Below are 19,221 nucleotides of genomic sequence, written 5' to 3'. Positions count from 1 at the left end.
GCAAAACTTTATATTACGTCACCTAACCACTTTCATTTTTTGTAAGTTTCGCGTAACTTTTCTTTATCGTCAACGGCGAACCTATCCCCGGAGGGCATAATTTAACAAAACTACACAAAAAAGACGACCTGAAGCGATAAATTGAAAATAAAGGAGATGCAACGGCGAACCACGACCGCCGAGATCATAGAATTTTGTCTATAGGAATCAGAACAAATATGAATAAACAAATAGCCAGCGATCGCCTTCGGATCGGTGTTTTAGGTTTTGGTGGTTTGGGACAGGCTGCCGCTAGAATTCTCGCCCCCAAACAGGAAATGCTCTGGACTGCCGCCGCCGATAAAGCCGGTTTTGCATACCACAAAGACGGTCTAGATGTCAATACCTGTAACAAAATTTATCATGACCGGGGTTCGATTGGTTATCTGGAAAATTACGGCAGTCTCAGCCAGAACAGTATCGAGGAATTAATCAAAACTGCCGACGTAGAGGGCTATTTTCTCGCCTTACCGAATTTACCTAACAATTTCATGGCCGATATCGCTAAAACTTTCATTCGCTTAGGTTGGCGCGGGGTTTTAGTCGATGCTCTCAAACGTACCAGCGCCATGGCACAAATCTTAGCACTACAAGCAGACCTAGAAGCCGCCGGCATCACCTACATGACCGGCTGCGGTGCTACCCCCGGACTGTTAACTGCGGCCGCTGCCCTAGCTGCCCAGAGTTATGCAGAGATTCATAGCGTTAAAATTACCTTTGGCGTGGGAATTGCCAACTGGGAGGCTTATCGTGCCACTATTCGCGAAGATATCGCCCATTTACCCGGTTACAACCCAGAAACAGCCCACCAGATGAGTGATGCGGAAGTGGAAATGCTGTTAAATAAAACCAATGGCATTCTTAGCCTCGAAAATATGGAACACGCGGACGATATTATGCTGGAATTGGCTGGAATTTGTGGACGCGATCGCGTTTCCGTCGGGGGTGTGGTGGATACGCGCAACCCGAAAAAGCCTTTAAGTACCAATGTTAAAGTCACGGGGCGGACTTTTGAAGGCAAAATTTCCACCCATACCTTCACTTTAGGTGATGAAACCAGTATGGCGGCCAATGTCTGTGGGCCCGCTTTCGGTTATCTGAAAGCAGGGGTTTCCCTGCATCGTCGCGGTATCTACGGATTATGGACAGCAGCGGAGATTATGCCGCAATTTGTGCGCTAGGGGTTTCTCTGGCGTAAAATAGCTAAAACTTTCGGGAAAATAGCGGGTAAGGGAGCGATCGCTTCTAGGCTCTCTCCCGTGACCGGATGTATTAAAATTAAACGATAGGCGTGGAGTAATTGTCCGGGTAGATTAATTCCGATGGAACGACCGGAACTATAGAGGGGATCCCCAAGAATCGGATGACCGATGTGGCTGCTATGAACGCGAATTTGATGAGTTCTGCCAGTTTCTAGGCGAAATTCCATTAAGGTGTAGTTGCCTAGTCTTTCCTTGACTTGCCAGTGGGTGACGGCATTTCTACCTCCTTTTTCCACGGCAATAATAGCCATCTTTTGGCGATCGCTACGGTGACGACCGATCGGCAGATCGATTGTACCTGTTTCGCTTTTAGGGACACCGTGGACAAGGGCCATATATTCCCGGCGTGCAGTTTTGGTTTTTAATTGTGCCTGTAGGTGTTGATGGGCCTGGTCGGTTTTGGCAATAACGATCGCACCCGTGGTATCCTTATCTAAGCGGTGGACTATGCCGGGGCGTTGAATTCCACCAATTCCAGCTAAATTTGGGCAGTGATGCAGTAAAGCGTTGACCAAGGTTCCCGATTCGTGACCGGGGGCCGGATGAACCACTAAATCGGCAGGTTTATTGATAATAATCAGATATTCGTCTTCGTAAAGAATATCAAGCTCGATCGCCTCGGCGCTTAATTCGAGGGGTTGACTGTCGGGAATGGTAATCTTTAAGCGATCGCCTTGACCAACTTTAGTATTTTTATTGGTGCAAATTTGACCATTTAACTGTATATATCCCTGTTCTATCAGTTTTTGCAGCCTAGATCTCGATAAATCGGGCAATTGTGACCCCATCCAAGCATCTAAACGTTCTTTTTTTCCCGCAACTTCTAAGTTTAATTGGTTCATCGATTTTTAGTGATCAGGGTGTAAGGTTTAGGAGAATCGAGAAAAACTGACTTGAGATTATTTAAACTTAGCTCAACAATTCCAGTTATTTTAACAGTAATTGAACTTGCTCTGGCTGCTTGAGATAGAAATCTTGGGATTAAATTTTCCTGATTTTTAACGACAAAAGCCAAAGCAAATCAGTAGAGATTTACTCATACCCAAAAAAATAGAGAGACGTTGATTATAGCAACGTCTCTAGATCAGAAATTAATCAATCAGAGTAAGCCAAGCTGTTTTAAACAAGCGAATTTTGCCCACTTTAGTCACTGAAAATGCTATTTAAAACTCCTGAAACGATCGAAACCACGATCGAACCGAATAAAGCAGCAAAGAATGATTCTACCTGAAAACCAGGGATAAAATAGGAGGCTAAAGAAAAGGAAATGGCATTGACCACAAAAATAAATAACCCTAGGGTCAAAATAGTTAAAGGCAGGGTAAAAAGAATCAACAGGGGTCTAACAATAGCATTAATTAAACCCAAGACGACAGCAGCTATCAAAGCCACGGTAAAATTTTTAATTTCTATACCTGGTACTATTTGCGCTGTAATCAATAAAGAGACGGCGGTAATCAACCAACGGAGGAAAAAAGATAACATAAGTCCATCCATCTAAGATAGTTCATCCTCATCTATTCTAATCGCCATCGCCCCTTAAAAAGACGGAAGTTTTCAGGAGATGACAACGAAAACCGACATTGACTGCTGCCGCTGCTCGAAAACCAGAGCGGGAACATAAGTAGCTGGTTATAATTAAATTAAAAATGGATTTTAGGTTCGATCCCCCCTGCCCCCCTTGATAAGGGGGGTGCCGATAGGCGGGGGGATCTGACACTGATGATAAACAGGAAAATTTGCTCAGACTATCACCCCCTGGAAAGAGGCAGCACTAAATATGATATCTAGAAAAAATTTTAGCCAAAGCCAGCAAGTACCAATCGGTAAAACGAGAATTATTCAGGGAGCAACTGGCACTTTAATGCTAATGACTCTGCTTTCTCTCCTCTTAGTGCCACCCAGTTTAGCATCTCCTGAGCCACCTAATTCGGTCATCGCCGCTACCCGTCAAGATTTGAGTCGGAAAACTAAGATATCCGTTAATCGCTTGCAAATTCAAGCAGCACAACCACAAACCTGGCCCGATGGTTGTTTAGGATTAGCTAAACCGGGAGAATTCTGTACTCAAGCACTGGTGCAAGGATGGCGAATTATTCTGACTTATAAGCACAAAACTTGGGTTTATCGCACCAATAGCAGCGGCACTAATCTCCGCTTAGAAAAGTGAATTTCTTTGGCTCTTTTCCGGCTGCTTTTTCGGCATCCCCAAGGCAGCGCTGTCCTGTCCGTTGGGTGATGAAAATCGGCTGAGAATGGCTCTAGGGTTTGTTTCAAGAATCTAGTCGTCTCTGGCAACGCTATTTAATTAATAATCCCAGTTTTTTGCTTTTTTTGCCCTATAACTCCTGCGAGGCTGGGAAAAGTACACAGTAATCCAGTCAACAGTCCTCAACTATCGTTAAGATGGATAGGAGAAGGTAAAGTTTTATATGTCCCCTTCAACTGCGTTTAGGAGTTCCTGCTAAAGATGACACAAGCTACTCAGATTCAAGGAAAAGGAATTTTACTCAGTGAGGCTGCCCTCAAACACCTTACCACGCTCAAAGAGCAACAGGGCAAGGATTTATGTCTGCGCGTGGGTGTGCGTCAGGGGGGTTGTTCGGGAATGTCCTATATGATGGATTTTGAGCATCCTAGCAATATTGGCCCCCAAGATGAGGTTTTCGATTACGATGGCTTTAAAATTGTCTCTGATAAAAAAAGTCTGCTCTATCTCTACGGTCTCATGTTAGATTACAGCAACGCGATGATCGGCGGCGGTTTCCAATTCACTAATCCCAACGCCAGTCAAACCTGTGGCTGTGGTAAGTCTTTTGGCGTTTAATTATTTCTCTGGGGTGATACCTTTCACCCCCGCCTCCCAGAGGCAATTTTTTTTTGGCCAAAACTCTTGACAAAATCGGAGACTTGACATATACTTTTTGTATAATGGGAATCCGTGCCTGCCTGCGAACCCTTCATTTTTAGGCTAGATACCCTCAATGTTAGGATAATCGGCCATGTCAGGACAAACGGGCAATAAACCACTTTTTTCTCAACACTATCTTGAGCATCGGCTGCCGGATTCTGGGGAATGGCAAGAGGATGTATCCGTGGTATTTTGCCGCTTAGAGAGTCTTTATCAACAAAAAAAGGCGATTTTGCCGACTCTTAACGAAGCGCAAACGGAAGCAGAATTAATACAACCGATTCTAGAAATTCTCGGTTTTAGTTATATACCGCAGGTAAGCAGTAGGGGAAAAGGAAGGTCAGAAAGGCCAGATTATGCCCTATTTGCCACAGAAAATGACCGTTATCAGGCCTATGCTCTCCAGAATAATGAAAGAGCCTTTTATAGTCAAGTTTTAGCGATCGCTGAGGCCAAATACTGGCAACGTTCTCTTAGTGACGTTTCTAAGAATGATCAGCGAGATATCTGGAAAAATAGTAATCCTTCCTTTCAGATCACCAATTATCTCACGGGGACGGGAGTAGATTGGGGTATTCTCACTAATGGTCGAGAATGGCGCTTATATTATCGTCAAGCGTCCTCCACAGCCACGGAATTTTATCCAGTGGACTTGATGGAACTATTAGAAGGGGGAGACCGGCAAAAATTTCGGTATTTCTGGTTATTTTTCCGTCAAGAGGCTTTTATTAAGGATATTCACGGTCAGAATTTCCTTGAACGGGTCCGGGAGGGAAGTACCACCTATGCCACCAGAGTGGGTAACGAGTTAAAAGAGTTAGTCTTCGATCGCATTTTTCCCGATATTTCTCAAGGTTTTGTATCATTAAATACAGACATACAGCCAGATTTATTGTATGAAGCGAGTTTATCCCTGCTGTATAAATTATTATTTCTTCTCTACGCAGAAGCGCGGGACTTGCTGCCGGTGAGGGGAGACTATCGCGATTACAGCTTATTGCAAAAGACGCGAGAAATTGCCGTTAAAATCGATCGTCAGCAGGCCTTTAGTGGCACCTCGACGGGAATATACGATGCTCTCCTCAGTTTATTCCGCATTGTCGATCGAGGGGATGCTAATTTAGCTGTACCTCGTTACAACGGGGGTTTATTTGACATGGAAGAAGGCCGGGTGAATTGTTTTCTCGGTCAATATAAGTTATCCGATGCGGTTTTAGCGCCCATCCTAGACAAGTTAGCACGTTTTGAGGGACAGCCGATCGACTATAGTTTTTTAGGTGTGCGACAGTTAGGATCAATTTACGAAGGATTACTGGAATATCGCATCGTGATTGAGGGGGAATCGGTGCATCTGGAAAATGATCGGGGAGAAAGAAAAGCCACCGGTTCCTATTACACTCCCGATTACATTGTTAAATATATTGTCAGTCATACCCTCAAACCAATTTTAGAGCAAAGAGCGCGACAGTTCGGGGATGTGATGACAGAAATCGCCACCCGAAGACAAGAAAGCAGCGATAGACGTTTAGGAAATCTCAGTCAGCAGGGATTAGAAAAAGAGCTACAACGCTTAGAAAAAAAAGCGATCACCACCTTACTTGATCTTAAACTCTGTGACCCCGCCATGGGAAGCGGACATTTTTTAGTAGAAGCAGTGGACTATCTCACCGATGAGTTAATCCAAATTCTCAATCTTTATCCCGAAGATAATCCCGTTTTAACCATGTTGGAAACCACCCGACAAAACATTATCGACAATCTCCGACAACAGGGAATTATTCTCGATTCTCCCACCCTTGAACCAACGCAATTATTACAGAGAGTGGTGATGAAGCGCTGTATTTATGGGGTGGATATCAATCCGATGGCTGTAGAATTGGCCAAAGTTAGTCTCTGGTTACATTCTTTCACAGTGGGCGCACCTTTGAGTTTTTTGGATCATCATTTGCGTTGTGGGAACTCTCTGATCGGAACTACCGCCAAGGACGCAGAAGCCGCTATGATTGAGGAGGAAAGTGGTCAATTAACTCTTTTAACTGGCCCTTTTGTTGGGTTACTTCGGGCCGCAGAAATTATGCGGGGAATTAGTACCCTCAGCGATGCGACTTTTGCTGAAGTGGAAGCAAGTGAACAGTTATTCCGTGATTTTGATAGTCAAGCTAAACCCTACAAGCGTTTATTAGATGTTTTCCTTTCTCGCTTTTTTGGGGTTAAAACTGCTATCGAGTTTCTGCAGCGCTACGGTGGTAATATATCGGCAATTAATTGGGATAAGATACCCCGATCAGATCAAGGAATTTTAGACCAAGCAGCTAGTTTATATAAAAGTAAGCGTTTTTTTCATTGGGATCTGGAATTTCCTGAAGTTTTTATCGATCTTGATTCCGCTTCTTGGAAGGATAACCCCGGTTTTGATGCAGTAATCGGTAATCCTCCTTATGGTTCACCTTTTAATAACAATGAGATAACTTATTTCAAAGAATCCTACCACTGCATTAGTTATCGAGTTGAGAGTTACGTTGCTTTTATGGAGAAAACTTTTAATTTTTTAATAGAATTAGGAGGTGTAGTTTCCCTAATAGTTCCCGACAACTGGATGTATCTTGATTTTACGGAAAATTTAAGAATTCATTTCTTAAAAAATGGAATTATAAAAAATATTGTTGCACTGCCGAGAACTGTTTTTAAGAGTGCCACAGTTGATACAACAATTTATGTTATACAAAAAACCCCTAACTCTCAATCTCACGAAACGTTAGTCACAACTTTTCTAAAAAAAGACGTTATTAATGAAATATCAAATAGTAACACTAAACAACTTTTGAGAAATCAAGATTACTGGTTGAGTTTTCATGAACATATTATCAATCCTTACCTTTCGTCATCAGAATTGGTGATTTTAGATAAAATAAATGATTGTAGTAATGATCTAAAACAAATAACTGCCATAAATTATGGTCTTAAAGCATACCAAAAAGGGAAAGGTCATCCTCCTCAAACGACAGAAGTAATGGAGATTAAACCCTTTACAAATAACAATAAAGTAGATGAAAGCTATGCCCCATTTTTTGAAGGTCAATCAATTCAAAGGTATTCGATTGATTGGTATCATAATAATTGGATCAAGTGGGGTAAATGGTTAGCAGAACCAAGAAATAAAGAACTATTCTGTCAGGATAGATTGTTATTTAGAAAAGTTGTTGACTCTAGACTGTTAGGATGTTTTTATCAAGAAGAAGCTTATAGTAATACTCTATTATATGTAGTAAAGTTGAAAGATAGTGTTAATTATAACTTGAAATCACTATTGGCTATTTTAAATAGTAAATTAACGGGATTTGTTTTTAGAAAAAAGTTTGCAATTCAAGAAGAAGATACATTTCCTCAAATTTTATTAGATGATTTTGCCTCAATACCCATCCGAAAAATATCTTTTAACACCAATAGCGATCGCCGTCAACAGAGTTTAGAGAAACTTATCAAAAGTTATCAAGAAAAGCAAGAGATATTAAAAGAAATCGAGGAACATATTAGGAGAGAGGAAACCGATATAGTCCATGATATTCTGGCCTACTTAGCAGAACAGATGATCGAGATAAATCGGGAAAAACAAAAAGAAATCAAAAGCTTTTTGAGATATTTAGAGAGAATAATCGGCAGTGCGATCGATAATTTAACCAACAAATCAAAAATCCAAAACTATCTCGGTGGCTACCAAAAAAGCGAACCTCATCTTAGCTGCGATCAACTGTGGGAGATACTGAAAAAGAACAAAAAGAAAATTACCGTTAACTTGCTCGATCGTCAAATACAGGAAACCCTAGAAAAAGAATATCAAACCAGTCTCGATAAACTTTTGCCCCTAAAACAACAATTAAGCGCCACCGATGAATTGATCGATATAATTGTTTATAAACTCTATGGATTAAGCGAGGAAGAAATTAAAATTATTGAAGGGAGAGAGTGAAAAAAGAATCAGCATTACAAGTAAAGGGTTCAAACCAATCCTATTGATAGATTAAATAATACCGTAGAGAGTCTTCCTTTTTCTAAAAATACTGATATAATACGAAAAAAAGTTACTGAACCTTACTCAATGAAAAAAAAGCAACAGCGAGTTCTGAATGCAATTCAGACAAGGATATACGCCTCTTTTTAGAAAATGCTAATATCATTTAATTGCCTCAATTATTGATTATTTATTGAGAGAAACAAAAACTATGTACACCACAACTTATAAAGGATATACAGGTAAATTTGAAATTGACTTTGACGATAATCTGATCTCTGGAATCGTCATTGACATTAAAGATGTGATTACTTTTCACGGCAAAACTATTGAAGAAGCTGTACAGTGTTTTCATGAATCTGTTGATGACTATCTAGAATTTTGCCAAGAATTAGGAGAAGAACCCGATCAACCTTTTTCAGGAAAGCTACCTTATCAAACAACCCCCGAAATTCATCGTAAAATCTATTTAGCAGCAACTAAAAAAGGTAAAAGTATCAATGCTTGGATGGATGAGGTTCTTTCTCAGAAAGCCCAAGAACTTGTCGGCTAAAAATATTATAGATGACAATTTTTGAGAGTTAAAAGGAGAGATTTATATTACCTCGTTCCCCATCTCTTTTGCCAAAAATAATTTCCCCTACATAGCTTTATTTTCTCTCCAGTTAATTTTCGGTGACTTCTATCAGATTACAACATCTGCTCGAAAACTTGACAGATGCGGGGTTGAAAGCGCTGACGGTGTTTTATTTTTAAAAAAGGGCGCATAAATTCGAGATAGCGAGGGGATAAACCGGAAGTATCGATGACTCGAATCGATCGCAATGTGCCTAATTCTAATTCCTTTTGAACCATCAATTCGGAAATACCGGCAGCTGCCGAACTATTCTCGATGATTGCCTTCACCATTTCTCCCATATTTAACAGCAAAGATTTCGTAGGGTGCGTTCCCCACTGCAACTCCGACTATGCAACTAATCGACGAGGGGGAACGCACCTTGCTGATTTAGTGATTTAGTGTGATCGCCACTCTTGTAGGTAGCTTGAAATCACAAAGGTTTTATCTTAATTTTCATCCCCTGGAAAGGGTAGGCTTGTTACCTGATCAATTTTCGGAATTCTGCGCCTGGATGTGAACCAGGCACTGGAAGAACCTTTGCTTCAACCCATCATTCAAAACGACAGCAGTTTGGCGATATTTGAATAGGCGTACTGACTCCGCACCGGATAGTGAACATTTACCGTAGCCGTGATGTTGACGTTGGACTGACGCTCGAATACCATCACGATGTCGGAGCCGCCGAAGAGGAAAGTCGAGATCATCTCGCCCTTCGACACCGTTTTTCCCACCACCTCCTGGCGTACCTTCTCGTTGATCAGTGCCACCTGCTCATCATAAGATCGCCCCTTCTTTTCCTGTTGGGTAAGACGGATAAGTTCCTGCGTCCCTGGTTTGACGAAGACAACGGAGGATACTTGTGCCATTCCAATGGGCAGCACGGCGATCTTGCCGATAGCGGTTTCCAGGACAAAAAGCCCACGGCACTGCACAAACTGATAGTCTGTGGCATCCTGTGCATCCAGATAACGGTGCGGCATGGCCACGTTGGCCAAGGATGAGTTTTCATCGGCACGTCCCTCAGCATCGAGTAGGTCAAGTTGGACATCCAGGTAAACCTGTCCTGGGATAAATTTGGCCTCAATTATCCTGCCCGCTGCCGGGGCGTGCTGCCGGTGATAGTCAAAGACATTGAGAAAGCTGTGGACGAAAATGCCGCCCTCGAAATCCTGGGCATACTTGGAACCCTTTAACAGTTCCGGGATAGGCCATTCGACGTGCTTGACCACGATTGAGGACTCTGCGGGCATCGGCTCGCCCACCCGAGTGGTGATAGTCCATTGGCCGACAAAAGTGGACTCGGCTGGGAAGACGATAATCCGAGGATCGTCTGGCTGGGCGACTGGGCGCTGTCGATCGATATCCTTGAAAGTTCTGGAAAACCACTCGTTGAATGTCTTGTAGTTCTCGATCCCGTTTTCGCCCCCATTGTAGTCCTGGTAGGTATATTCCGGCCCGAACTTATAGGTTACGAGATGGTTGGCCGATTCGGGTGTGTCGAGAAATTCGCCCCATTCGACCGCAAATTCCCGAAGCCAGAGGGATAGCGGTGTGAGAGCCTCGCCGGTAAAGGGAGCGATCGGGCTTTGCAGGGAGACGAGTTCGGGTTGGTTGAAGTAGTAATAGAACTGCGTCAGGTGCAGATAATCTGTGCGTTCGTGGTAAATGTCGCCCTGCCATTCCCAGACCCGCAACCCGGGGATCCACGTTACCAGGGCATCGATGTAATAGTAAAATTGGTAGAGGTTGTGTATCCGATCGAGTTCGGGGATGCGCTGTTGTCTTATCTTCAAGATCGCGCTCTGGAAGGCTCCCCCATAGGCGTAATCGTCGATGAGCTTTTTAAGTTTCTTTGTGATCGGCTGCTTCGGCTCGTACACTGCGCTATCGGGGGGTAGCTCTTTAAGGAATTTCGGCCCCTGGGGGATTGACGATGAAACTCCCTGCTCGTTCAGGTGCTGGGCCTCCCGCGCCGACACCGCTTTCCATTTCAACCGGCCATAACTCTGGTTGTGATTTGTGTTCATGCCATTTTCCCCTTGTTGAATATCAAACTATCTATCTAAAATCTCCACAGACAGGGCCGACATTCCGCACATCTTCATATACTTTTATATATTTTTACATTCCCCAAGATGTTTTGACAAAAAACCTTCATTGTATAAACTACTATTAAGAACATTTTCAATAATTGATTTTTTCTGAGAAAAAAATTTACAATTCTTCACCTTAATAAAAAATCCATCATTGTAGCTATAATCCTGATTGGCAAAGGTTTGTCAGCAATAGATTAGTAAAAATTATCAATTGAATGTTAAGAAGTGCAGAAAGTGGGTCTAATTGCCTGAGATAATATTAGGTCGATGTCTATACCTAATACTAAATCCGTTGAGTATAGGCTACATATCAGGATAGGCACTCATGCAAAAGGAAGAATAAATAATCAGTTTTTAATAACCAAATTTAGGAAGTAGGTAGGTGTTAAAAGTTGTCAGACACCCCCCTTAATAAGCTATCCATTAGTCAGATCTTTCTGGTTCTTCGGTTTGTGTTATGCAATGGACGGGGGTTATAAGGGATGAAACCCTTATAGAAACAGACATTACCGCAATTTTTGTCAATTGTTTGCGATCTGGAGCGAACTAATCAATTAAATCTCTTGCCAGATAAGGATTTAGTCGATTTATGCCCCCCTATCGAACCATACCAAGTAACGAAGAACCATCTTTCTTAACAAAAAGAGAAGAAACTTAAAAAAAGGGGAAACGATTGATAGGTATAGTTTTGAAAGAAGGAATTAAGGTGGAGGTGAGCAAAAAAATGGAGAAATGGGCAGCCCAAGAATTACAGTATGCAGACCTAGGGGACACCAGAAGAAAGAAAAGGTTAATCAGTATCGTAGAAAACTTGGCCAGCCAACCTAGTACAAGTGTGCCACAAGCTTCGGGAAATCTAGCCGCAGCGAGTGCCACCTACGACTTTTGGAATTCCCCCTATTTTCACCCCTCAGATATAATTGCCGCCCAAGCCAAAAGTACAGTAGAAAGAATCAAAGAACATCCAATAGTTTTGGCAGTGCAAGACACAACAAGTTTAGACTTTACGACGCAAAAAGCCAAAAAAGGAATGGGTTATCTAGATTATAAAAAATCCTTTGGTCTCAAAGTTCATACCACCTTAGGAGTGTCAGCGCAAGGAATACCTTTAGGACTGATTAATCAATATGTCTGGGCAAGAGAAGAAAAGAATTTAGGGATTGCCAAGCAAAGAAAAAAAAGAGAAACCGAAGAAAAAGAAAGTCAAAGATGGTTAGATTCTTTGTCAGAAACACAACAACAAATACCCGAAGAAATTCAAGTAGTAACAATCGGAGATTGTGAGGCAGACATATTTGATTTATTTGCCCAATCAAGAAGTCCTAACTCTCATTTATTAATCCGAGGAACTCATAACCGAAAAGTTAACTATCTCGAAGACAAGCAAAAGTCAGGGCATCCAGAGCCTAAATATTTACATCAATCCATCAGAGAAATAAAAGCCTGTGGTAGCCTAGATGTGCAAGTAAAACGCAATCCTAATCACGAGGCTAGACTAGCTAAACTAACAGTTAGATTTGCCAGTTTTGAAATACAAGTACCTAAGCATCACTCGAAAGCGAACCCTCGTCAACCGGTCAAATTACAGGTAATTTTAGCTGAAGAAGAAAATCCGCGTCCTGGAGTTAATCCTATCAGTTGGCTCCTCTTAACTAGCCTAGACATTAGTAGCTTTGAATCAGCGATAACCTGTGTGCGCTGGTATAGTTATCGCTGGTTAATAGAACGCTATCATTTTGTTTTAAAAAGTGGTTGTGGATTAGAAAAACTGCAATTAGAAACGGGTCGTAGAATTGAGATGGCCTTAGCTACCTATTCAATTGTAGCTTGGAGATATTAGGGGTCGAGAAGGTCGTCACCGACCTCCCCTCCCATTCAGAACCGTGCGTGAGACTTTCACCTCACACGGCTCCTAGTTTGACTGTTCCCTTGTTAAGGATACAGCTTGACTTCCTTTGGTTAACCTTGTATTATCTAGGTTGACTGTTGATGTCAAACCAGATGATTTTAGGCTTCCATCAGATGCCGATTTATCATCGTGACAGTGGCGGTGTAGTAATTGAAGGTTTTTATATTCATCCTTTCCGCCTAAGCTGAGAGGGTGAATGTGGTCAACTTCAATTAAATCCGATGGTGTGAAATACTGCCCACATCGGCTACACTTGCCTTGTTGCTTCTTAAGTAGTTTGGCTACTCTTGTCGGTGTGTCGATTGCTTGTCCTCGTCTGGTCGCCCAGTAAGTCCAATTTCCGTCGTAAGGTGAAGTTTCGGGGCGTACTAGGGTATGTCTGACAATTGGTGTCCAATTATGTTGCCATAAATGAAGACCATCTTTGGTCTTAAATAACCAAGATTCTTGCCTTTCTTTCCCATTGCTGAGTTTAACTGTACCCGGTCTAAAGTAGTTTCTCAGCTTTTCGTGGTTTGATTTACCGCATCTTGATACTGTCCATGCCCTTAACATTAACCAGATTGTATTGTCTAGTTTATTGAAGGTATCTGTGGATACTACTCCTGAGTAGTAGTTAGCCCAACCTCTAATGATTGGGTTTAAGTGACTAATCAGGGCTGATTGAGGTGCTGTTTTGTGTTTTTTGATTACACCTTTAATCGCTTCTGTGTGGGCTTTAACTGCTTTTTGGTTGGGTTTGATGTGGGTTTTGTGACCAATTAATTGGCTTCCTCTCCCTCCTGTTTTCCCAGATTTGTACTTTCCTGTTGGATATTGTCTGATATTGAATCCTAGAAAATCAAAACCGGGTTCTTCAGTTTTCCCATTGTACTCAATGGGGTTGAGTGTATGAGACACTCTGGTTTTTTCTGGTTTGAGTTCTAATCCAATTGGTTTTAACCATTCAGAAATGGCAGTTTGGCACTGTTCAATGATTTCGAGTGATGGTGAAATCACCACAAAGTCATCGGCGTATCTTATTAGAACAGCTTGAGTTTTACTACCCTTTTTGGGGAATAGTGTTTCAATTAATCGGCTCTTCGGTTTGTGTTATGCAATGGACGGGGGTTATAAGGGATGGAACCCCTATATAGAAAGGCATTTAGCGATTTTTGTCAATTATTTTCTATCTAGAGTGAACTAATCAATTAAATCCCTTGCCAGATAAGGATTTAGTCGATTTATGCCCCCCTATCGAACCATACCAAGTAACGAAGAGCCAATTAATCTTGCCATTCCATCCAGTGCGATGTTGGCTAGTAGTGGACTTATTACCCCTCCTTGTGGTGTCCCTGTTTCTGTTTCTTCAAATACGCCATTATCCAATACTCCTGCTTTGAGCCATTGTTTAATGTCTCTTTTCAAGGCAGTGGGACAATGAATTTTTGACAGTAGGAAGTTGTGATTAATTCGGTCAAAACACTTGGCAATATCAGCATCTAATACGAAGTAGCTACTTTTATTGATGCTAAGGTATATCCTCGATATTGCATCATGGGCAGACCTTCCGGGTCGAAAACCGTAGCTGGTTTCTTCCATTTTTGACTCCCATTCTGGTTCGAGTGCCGATTTAATCAACGCTTGTCTAGCTCTGTCTTTGATGGTTGGTATTCCTAGTGGACGTTTTTCATCCCTGCCGGGTTTAGGAATCCATACCCTTCTTAACGGTTTTGCTTTAAGTTTTCCCTTGATTTCTTCGGTTAGATTTAGCCTTTGCTCTGGGGATATTGCTATCACTCCATCGACTCCTGCTGTTTTCTTTCCTTGATTATCTTGGGTTACTTTGCGAACTGCTAATAGACGAGCATAGTATGATTTCACCAATAGACGTTGCAACCTTCTAACCTTTGCATCCTGTCCCGATTTAGCCGCTTGGTATATCCTCTTTTGGAGCTTGAAAACATATCTTTGGATTTTACCCCAGTTGATAGTTTTCCATACATTCGTAGTCTTAGTGGTTTTCGGTTTCCCGAACCCTTTACCTTCTCAAGGGTTTCGTCATATAGACTCCTACTAGACTCTATCCTTACAATCAAACCGTAACCTGTGAGCATATCCCGACTATTACCGTCAGGCGTTGGCTTTTGGTTACATCTCACACCCTTGAAGGCTTGCGCTTACACTTGTCACTACTGAGTATTTCGACCGATACTCAGAGCCTGAAAGGGCTTATCACGTTCCGTTTATATGGGCATTCCATCTTTAGATTTGTCCTATCCATCGGGGTACTTTTAAAGGTCTGTGTAAGTGAGTTAGTAAATTCCTTACTTTTCCCCTTGTTCTTTTGAACGCAGTGTATCAACCTATTTCACTACTAGCTATACTTTGCACGGTTATAACTTGCATTTTTTACTCAAAGACAATAATATAGTTCAAGAGTCATAATTAGAAGCAAAGCACTCATTAAAAACATGATTAACCTAGAATTCACGGAAGAAGAAAAGAACTCACTGTATTATGAAAGATTTCATCATCCTCATCCCCGGGTTCAACTGAAGATGGAAGTTCTCTGGTTAAAAAGCCAAAAGATACCGCACAAAAAAATTTGTCAGTTAGCAGGAATCTCGCCAAATACCTTATTAACCTATCTTCGAGATTATCAAGAGGGCGGAATAGAAAAATTAAAAGAAATCAACTTCTATCGCCCTAAAAGTGAATTAGAGTCTCAAAGAGAAACACTCAAAAAATATTTCGAGAAAAATCCACCAGCCACAATAAATGAAGCTGTATATAGAATAGAAGAATTGACAGGGATAAAACGAAGTCCTACCCAAGTGAGGAAATTCTTAAAATCCTTGGGAATGAAATGTTTAAAAATAGGTTCTCTTCCTTCTAAAGCTGACCCAGATGAACAAGAAGACTACAAAGAAAAAAAGCTAGAACCCAGACTAAATGAGGCTAAAGAAGGAAAAAGGGCTGTTTTTTTTGTTGATGCCGCTCACTTCGTCATGGGAGCATTTCTCGGTTTTGTTTGGTGTTTTGAGAGACTTTTTGTTAAGTCACCGAGCGGGCGTAAACGCTTCAATGTTTTAGGAGCATTAAATGCAATAACTCATGAAGTTATTCTAGTTACTAATGACACTTATATTACGGCAACTCAAGTCTGTGAACTTCTTGAAAAAATAGCTGCTTTAGGACTAATGATTCCCATCACTCTAGTCTTAGATAATGCCCGCTATCAGAAATGTAAAATTGTTGAAGAATTGGCTCTTTCTTTGTCAATAGAGCTACTCTATCTGCCGTCTTATTCGCCTAATCTAAATTTAATTGAAAGGCTGTGGAAATTTGTCAAAAAGAAATGTTTACATGGTAAATATTATGAAAACTTTTCTGACTTTTCTTCAGCCATTTATGAATGTCTGAATGATGCCCATCTGAAACATAAAAAAGAACTGGATTCCTTGCTGACTCTACGATTTCAGAAGTTTAATAAATCTCAGATTATGAACGTCTAAAGTATAATTACGATGGTTCAGGTCGGACATTCGGTTCACACCTAATCATGGATGGTTGGCAGTGGTCTCGATTCTGGTGTTAGGTTACACCTCGGAGCCTTCCGTTCCCCGCTTCAGTCCCAGAATTGTGATTTCTGAATCTGGGGGTGGCTATCGCCGTTACTCTCACCTTTGTAACAATTTGTGAATAATTGTTACAAAGTGTATTGACCTTGAGTCCCTTTGCCTAGTTTGGTATCGCATTGATACTAAACGTCGGGACATATAAACAGTTATAAGGCTGGTCTGGGTTGACCTCTTAGATTCAGTCAGGGGACTGAAGACCTTACTAGGCGGTTATTTCGGGCATTTCAGCTCTATTTCATGCCTAAACGTTTCGCACTACTTTGGTTAACCTATCAAGCACGCTTACACGGAGAGGAGAGTTGTGAAAGTTTTTTGGAAGAACATGAATGGCAATCTTTGTGTGCCACTATTCATAAAAAGAGTCCGCCACCTGAAAAGCCGCCCTCCTTTCGAGAAGCGGTCAGAATGATTGCTTCTCTTGGGGGGTTTTTAGGTAGAAAAGGTGACGGTGAACCAAGTGTTAAAACTATTTGGTTGGGACTGCGAAGGTTACATGATATCAGCCAGACTTGGAAACTATCTCATCAAATTAGTCCCCCCATAGAACCCCCTTGAGCCATCTTGCACACTTTTCTCTTTTTGTCAAATTTTATGTTAAGAAAGATGTGACTAATGGATAGCCTTATCAAGGGGAGGAATCTGACAATTTTTAACACCTACCTACTTAATTCATAATTCATAATTCATAATTCCCACTGATAACTTAGGAACTATGCAAACAATCTTTCAGCGCGTAGGCTACCTGTTGTTGTTCCTCGCAGCTTAAATCGGGGAACATAGGCAAAGATAACACTTTTTCACTGGCCAATTCAGCCATGGGTAAATCACCTTTTTTATAGCCTAAATACTGATAAACCGGCTGTAAATGTAGGGGAATCGGATAATAAACCATGGATAGGACATCTTTTTCCTGCAAAGCTGCCCGAATTTGGTCACGATTTTCCGTTAGGATTGTGTACTGATTCCAAACGTGCTTACCTCCGGCTAAAGCGGTAGGTAAAGTGATATTAGGCAAAGGTTGCAGTAATTCCCGATAACGTTGGGCAATCTCGATCCGTTGATTATTCCAAAAATCGAGATATTTTAGCTTAATTTGCAAAATAACCGCTTGAATGGCATCTAAGCGGCTATTGACACCGATTACCTCATGAAAATAACGCACCTTGCTCCCATGTTCTTTAACCATGCGAATTTGTGCCGCTAACTCGGGGTTATTGGTGGTAATTGCGCCACCATCGCCACAACCGCCTAAATTTTTGGTGGGAAAGAAGCTAAAACAGCCAATATCGCCGATACTCCCCACTTTCTGCCCATGCCATTCTGCTCCCGTTGCCTGCGCGCAATCCTCGATTACAAATAAATTATGGGAACGAGCGAAATTTACTACCTCAGACATATTGACAGATTGCCCAAAAAGGTGTACTGGGATAATCGCTTTAGTCTGGGGAGTAAGCGCTTTTTCCAACAGTGCCACATCGAGGTTAAAAGTATTAATATCGATATCGACAAAAACCGGCACTGCCCCGACTAAATTAATCGCTTCGGCGGTGGCAATAAACGAAAAAGTGGAAGTAATTACTTCATCCCCCGCTTGAATACCGAGGGAGCGCAGTGCCAGATAAAGGGCATCGGTTCCCGAATTACAGGCGACACAATCGCTAACACCATGATAGAGGGCAAATTGTCGTTCTAATTCGCTCACAGCTTCACCGCCAATATAGCGCCCAGAACGGAGGATTTCTAACACGGCATGGTTAGCTTCTTCGCTGATGACTTGGTATTGACGGGATAAATCGACGGGGGGAATTGTACTCACGCGCTTTCACTCAAAATTAGAGACTAATCGGGATTTGTTGGGGAAAAGAAGGAATAATTAGTCAAAAATAATTATAAACTTGCTATTTATAGATTAAGTATTGTTGTAATTTGTTTCTTTTATTTTTATGGATGGATTAGTAGAACTAAATCTGGTGGATTTGGGTTGGGCTTTGGGGATGATGGGTATTTGTTTAATCCTCTCCCGTTGGTCAAATTTAGCTCTAGAGGGCCAATTATTATTGGCGACTGGTCGATCGATCCTGCAATTATTAGTGGTAGGCTACGTTATCGCCTTTATTTTTTCCCTGGATAATCCTCTAGCCGTGCTGGGGATTTTGGCAGTAATGATGACTATCGCGACTATTGTTGCTAAAAATCGCATTGATAGCCGAGATAAAGGCTTATTACCCCTAGTTTTTGGCTCTTTATTGATTAGTAGCTGTCTAACTTTAGGTTATGCAATCGCTTTAATTATTCAACCAGAACAATGGTACTCACCCCAATACTTGATTCCCTTGACGGGGATGGTGTTAGGCAATGCCATGAATAGTGCCTCTTTAGCCGGGGAAAGATTAAGCAGTGCCATTAAAAGTCACCGTTTGGAAATCGAAACCCATCTTTGTTTAGGGGCAACCCCTCAACAAGCGATCGCATCTTACCAAAAAGCAGCGATTCGAGCTAGTTTAATACCCACCCTCAATCAGATGATGGTGGTGGGTTTAGTCAGTTTACCCGGAATGTTCACCGGACAGGTATTGGCAGGAAGTGAACCTTTAAACGCCGCTTCCTACCAGATACTGATCCTGTTTATGATTGCCCTAGCTAACCTAATCACCGCTCAATTGGTGACAGAGGGAATCTATCGGCGCTTTTTCGGTGAGAATTTATCACTTATCAGTTAACAGTTATCAGTTAGTCAGTTATCACTAACCACT

Annotated in this window: 11 protein-coding genes and 5 pseudogenes; 10 read left to right on the top strand and 6 right to left on the bottom strand. The window is 41.7% G+C overall.

Annotated features, from left to right (window positions below):
• The first annotated feature begins 218 nt into the window (after window positions 1-218).
• A complete protein-coding gene (bioU, locus tag ACQY1X_RS11890; protein WP_024969126.1) occupies window positions 219-1,220 on the top strand; it encodes a (S)-8-amino-7-oxononanoate synthase BioU in 1,002 nt (333 codons plus the stop codon).
• Here bioU and ACQY1X_RS11885 read toward each other — a convergent pair.
• Both ACQY1X_RS11885 and ACQY1X_RS11880 read right to left on the bottom strand, forming a co-directional pair.
• Entirely contained in the window at window positions 1,217-2,143 is a 927-nt protein-coding gene (locus tag ACQY1X_RS11885; RefSeq protein WP_002734135.1) for an RluA family pseudouridine synthase, read from the bottom strand. The genes bioU and ACQY1X_RS11885 overlap by 4 nt on opposite strands.
• A gap of 301 nt (window positions 2,144-2,444) precedes the next feature.
• Window positions 2,445-2,786 carry a phage holin family protein gene (locus ACQY1X_RS11880; protein ID WP_008197697.1) on the bottom strand — a complete coding sequence of 114 codons (342 nt, stop codon included), beginning with the start codon at window positions 2,784-2,786 and terminating at the stop codon, window positions 2,445-2,447.
• A gap of 295 nt (window positions 2,787-3,081) precedes the next feature.
• Between ACQY1X_RS11880 and ACQY1X_RS11875 the strand changes: the two genes are divergently transcribed.
• The 4 genes from ACQY1X_RS11875 (at window position 3,082) to ACQY1X_RS11860 (ending at window position 8,774) form a co-directional block, all read left to right on the top strand.
• A complete protein-coding gene (locus ACQY1X_RS11875) occupies window positions 3,082-3,471 on the top strand; it encodes a hypothetical protein (RefSeq protein ID WP_430014631.1) in 390 nt (129 codons plus the stop codon).
• Window positions 3,472-3,771: 300 nt separating this feature from the next.
• Entirely contained in the window at window positions 3,772-4,128 is a 357-nt protein-coding gene (locus ACQY1X_RS11870) for an iron-sulfur cluster assembly accessory protein (protein ID WP_002732517.1), read from the top strand.
• 175 nt (window positions 4,129-4,303) lie between these two features.
• Window positions 4,304-8,179 (top strand): Eco57I restriction-modification methylase domain-containing protein, encoded by a 3,876-nt coding sequence (locus ACQY1X_RS11865; protein WP_430015714.1) that lies wholly within the window; start codon window positions 4,304-4,306, stop codon window positions 8,177-8,179.
• 253 nt (window positions 8,180-8,432) lie between these two features.
• On the top strand, window positions 8,433-8,774 hold the full coding sequence (locus ACQY1X_RS11860) for a type II toxin-antitoxin system HicB family antitoxin (RefSeq protein ID WP_002767352.1): 342 nt from the start codon (window positions 8,433-8,435) through the stop codon (window positions 8,772-8,774).
• A gap of 137 nt (window positions 8,775-8,911) precedes the next feature.
• Here the strand turns inward: ACQY1X_RS11860 and ACQY1X_RS11855 are convergent.
• Both ACQY1X_RS11855 and ACQY1X_RS11850 read right to left on the bottom strand, forming a co-directional pair.
• Window positions 8,912-9,154, bottom strand: a pseudogene (locus tag ACQY1X_RS11855) (LysR family transcriptional regulator); the annotation flags it as partial.
• A 240-nt stretch (window positions 9,155-9,394) separates the two neighbouring features.
• On the bottom strand, window positions 9,395-10,867 hold the full coding sequence (locus tag ACQY1X_RS11850; protein WP_430015713.1) for a phosphatidylserine decarboxylase: 1,473 nt from the start codon (window positions 10,865-10,867) through the stop codon (window positions 9,395-9,397).
• 526 nt (window positions 10,868-11,393) lie between these two features.
• On the opposite strand from ACQY1X_RS11850, the pseudogene ACQY1X_RS11845 reads away from it, so the two are divergent.
• Both ACQY1X_RS11845 and ACQY1X_RS11840 read left to right on the top strand, forming a co-directional pair.
• A pseudogene (locus ACQY1X_RS11845) lies at window positions 11,394-11,574 on the top strand (hypothetical protein).
• Window positions 11,575-11,660: 86 nt separating this feature from the next.
• Window positions 11,661-12,770, top strand: a pseudogene (locus ACQY1X_RS11840) (IS4-like element ISMae7 family transposase); the annotation flags it as partial.
• Between the two features lie 78 nt (window positions 12,771-12,848).
• Here the strand turns inward: ACQY1X_RS11840 and ltrA are convergent.
• Window positions 12,849-14,816 (bottom strand): annotated as a pseudogene (gene ltrA, locus ACQY1X_RS11835) (group II intron reverse transcriptase/maturase).
• Window positions 14,817-15,298: 482 nt separating this feature from the next.
• On the opposite strand from ltrA, the gene ACQY1X_RS11830 reads away from it, so the two are divergent.
• Both ACQY1X_RS11830 and ACQY1X_RS11825 read left to right on the top strand, forming a co-directional pair.
• The gene (locus ACQY1X_RS11830) at window positions 15,299-16,342 is read left to right on the top strand and encodes an IS630 family transposase (RefSeq protein WP_069474877.1); all 1,044 of its coding nucleotides are present in this window, start codon (window positions 15,299-15,301) and stop codon (window positions 16,340-16,342) included.
• Between the two features lie 378 nt (window positions 16,343-16,720).
• A pseudogene (locus tag ACQY1X_RS11825) lies at window positions 16,721-17,023 on the top strand (IS4 family transposase); the annotation flags it as partial.
• A 148-nt stretch (window positions 17,024-17,171) separates the two neighbouring features.
• Here the strand turns inward: ACQY1X_RS11825 and ACQY1X_RS11820 are convergent.
• Complete coding sequence (locus tag ACQY1X_RS11820; protein ID WP_002734534.1) at window positions 17,172-18,284, bottom strand: DegT/DnrJ/EryC1/StrS family aminotransferase; 1,113 nt, start codon at window positions 18,282-18,284, stop codon at window positions 17,172-17,174.
• Between the two features lie 127 nt (window positions 18,285-18,411).
• Here ACQY1X_RS11820 and ACQY1X_RS11815 point away from each other — a divergent pair, with 127 nt between their 5' ends.
• Window positions 18,412-19,188: an ABC transporter permease gene (locus ACQY1X_RS11815; protein WP_002734326.1), complete on the top strand. Its 777-nt coding sequence runs from the start codon at window positions 18,412-18,414 to the stop codon at window positions 19,186-19,188.
• Window positions 19,189-19,221 lie beyond the last annotated feature (33 nt).

The sequence above is a fragment of the Microcystis protocystis FBCC-A270 genome, from assembly GCF_050500235.1.
GTDB classification, from domain to species: Bacteria; Cyanobacteriota; Cyanobacteriia; order Cyanobacteriales; family Microcystaceae; genus Microcystis; species Microcystis ichthyoblabe_A.
The sequence above is the reverse complement of the archived record's forward strand: the minus strand, read 5'-3'. Positions and strand labels throughout refer to the sequence as shown.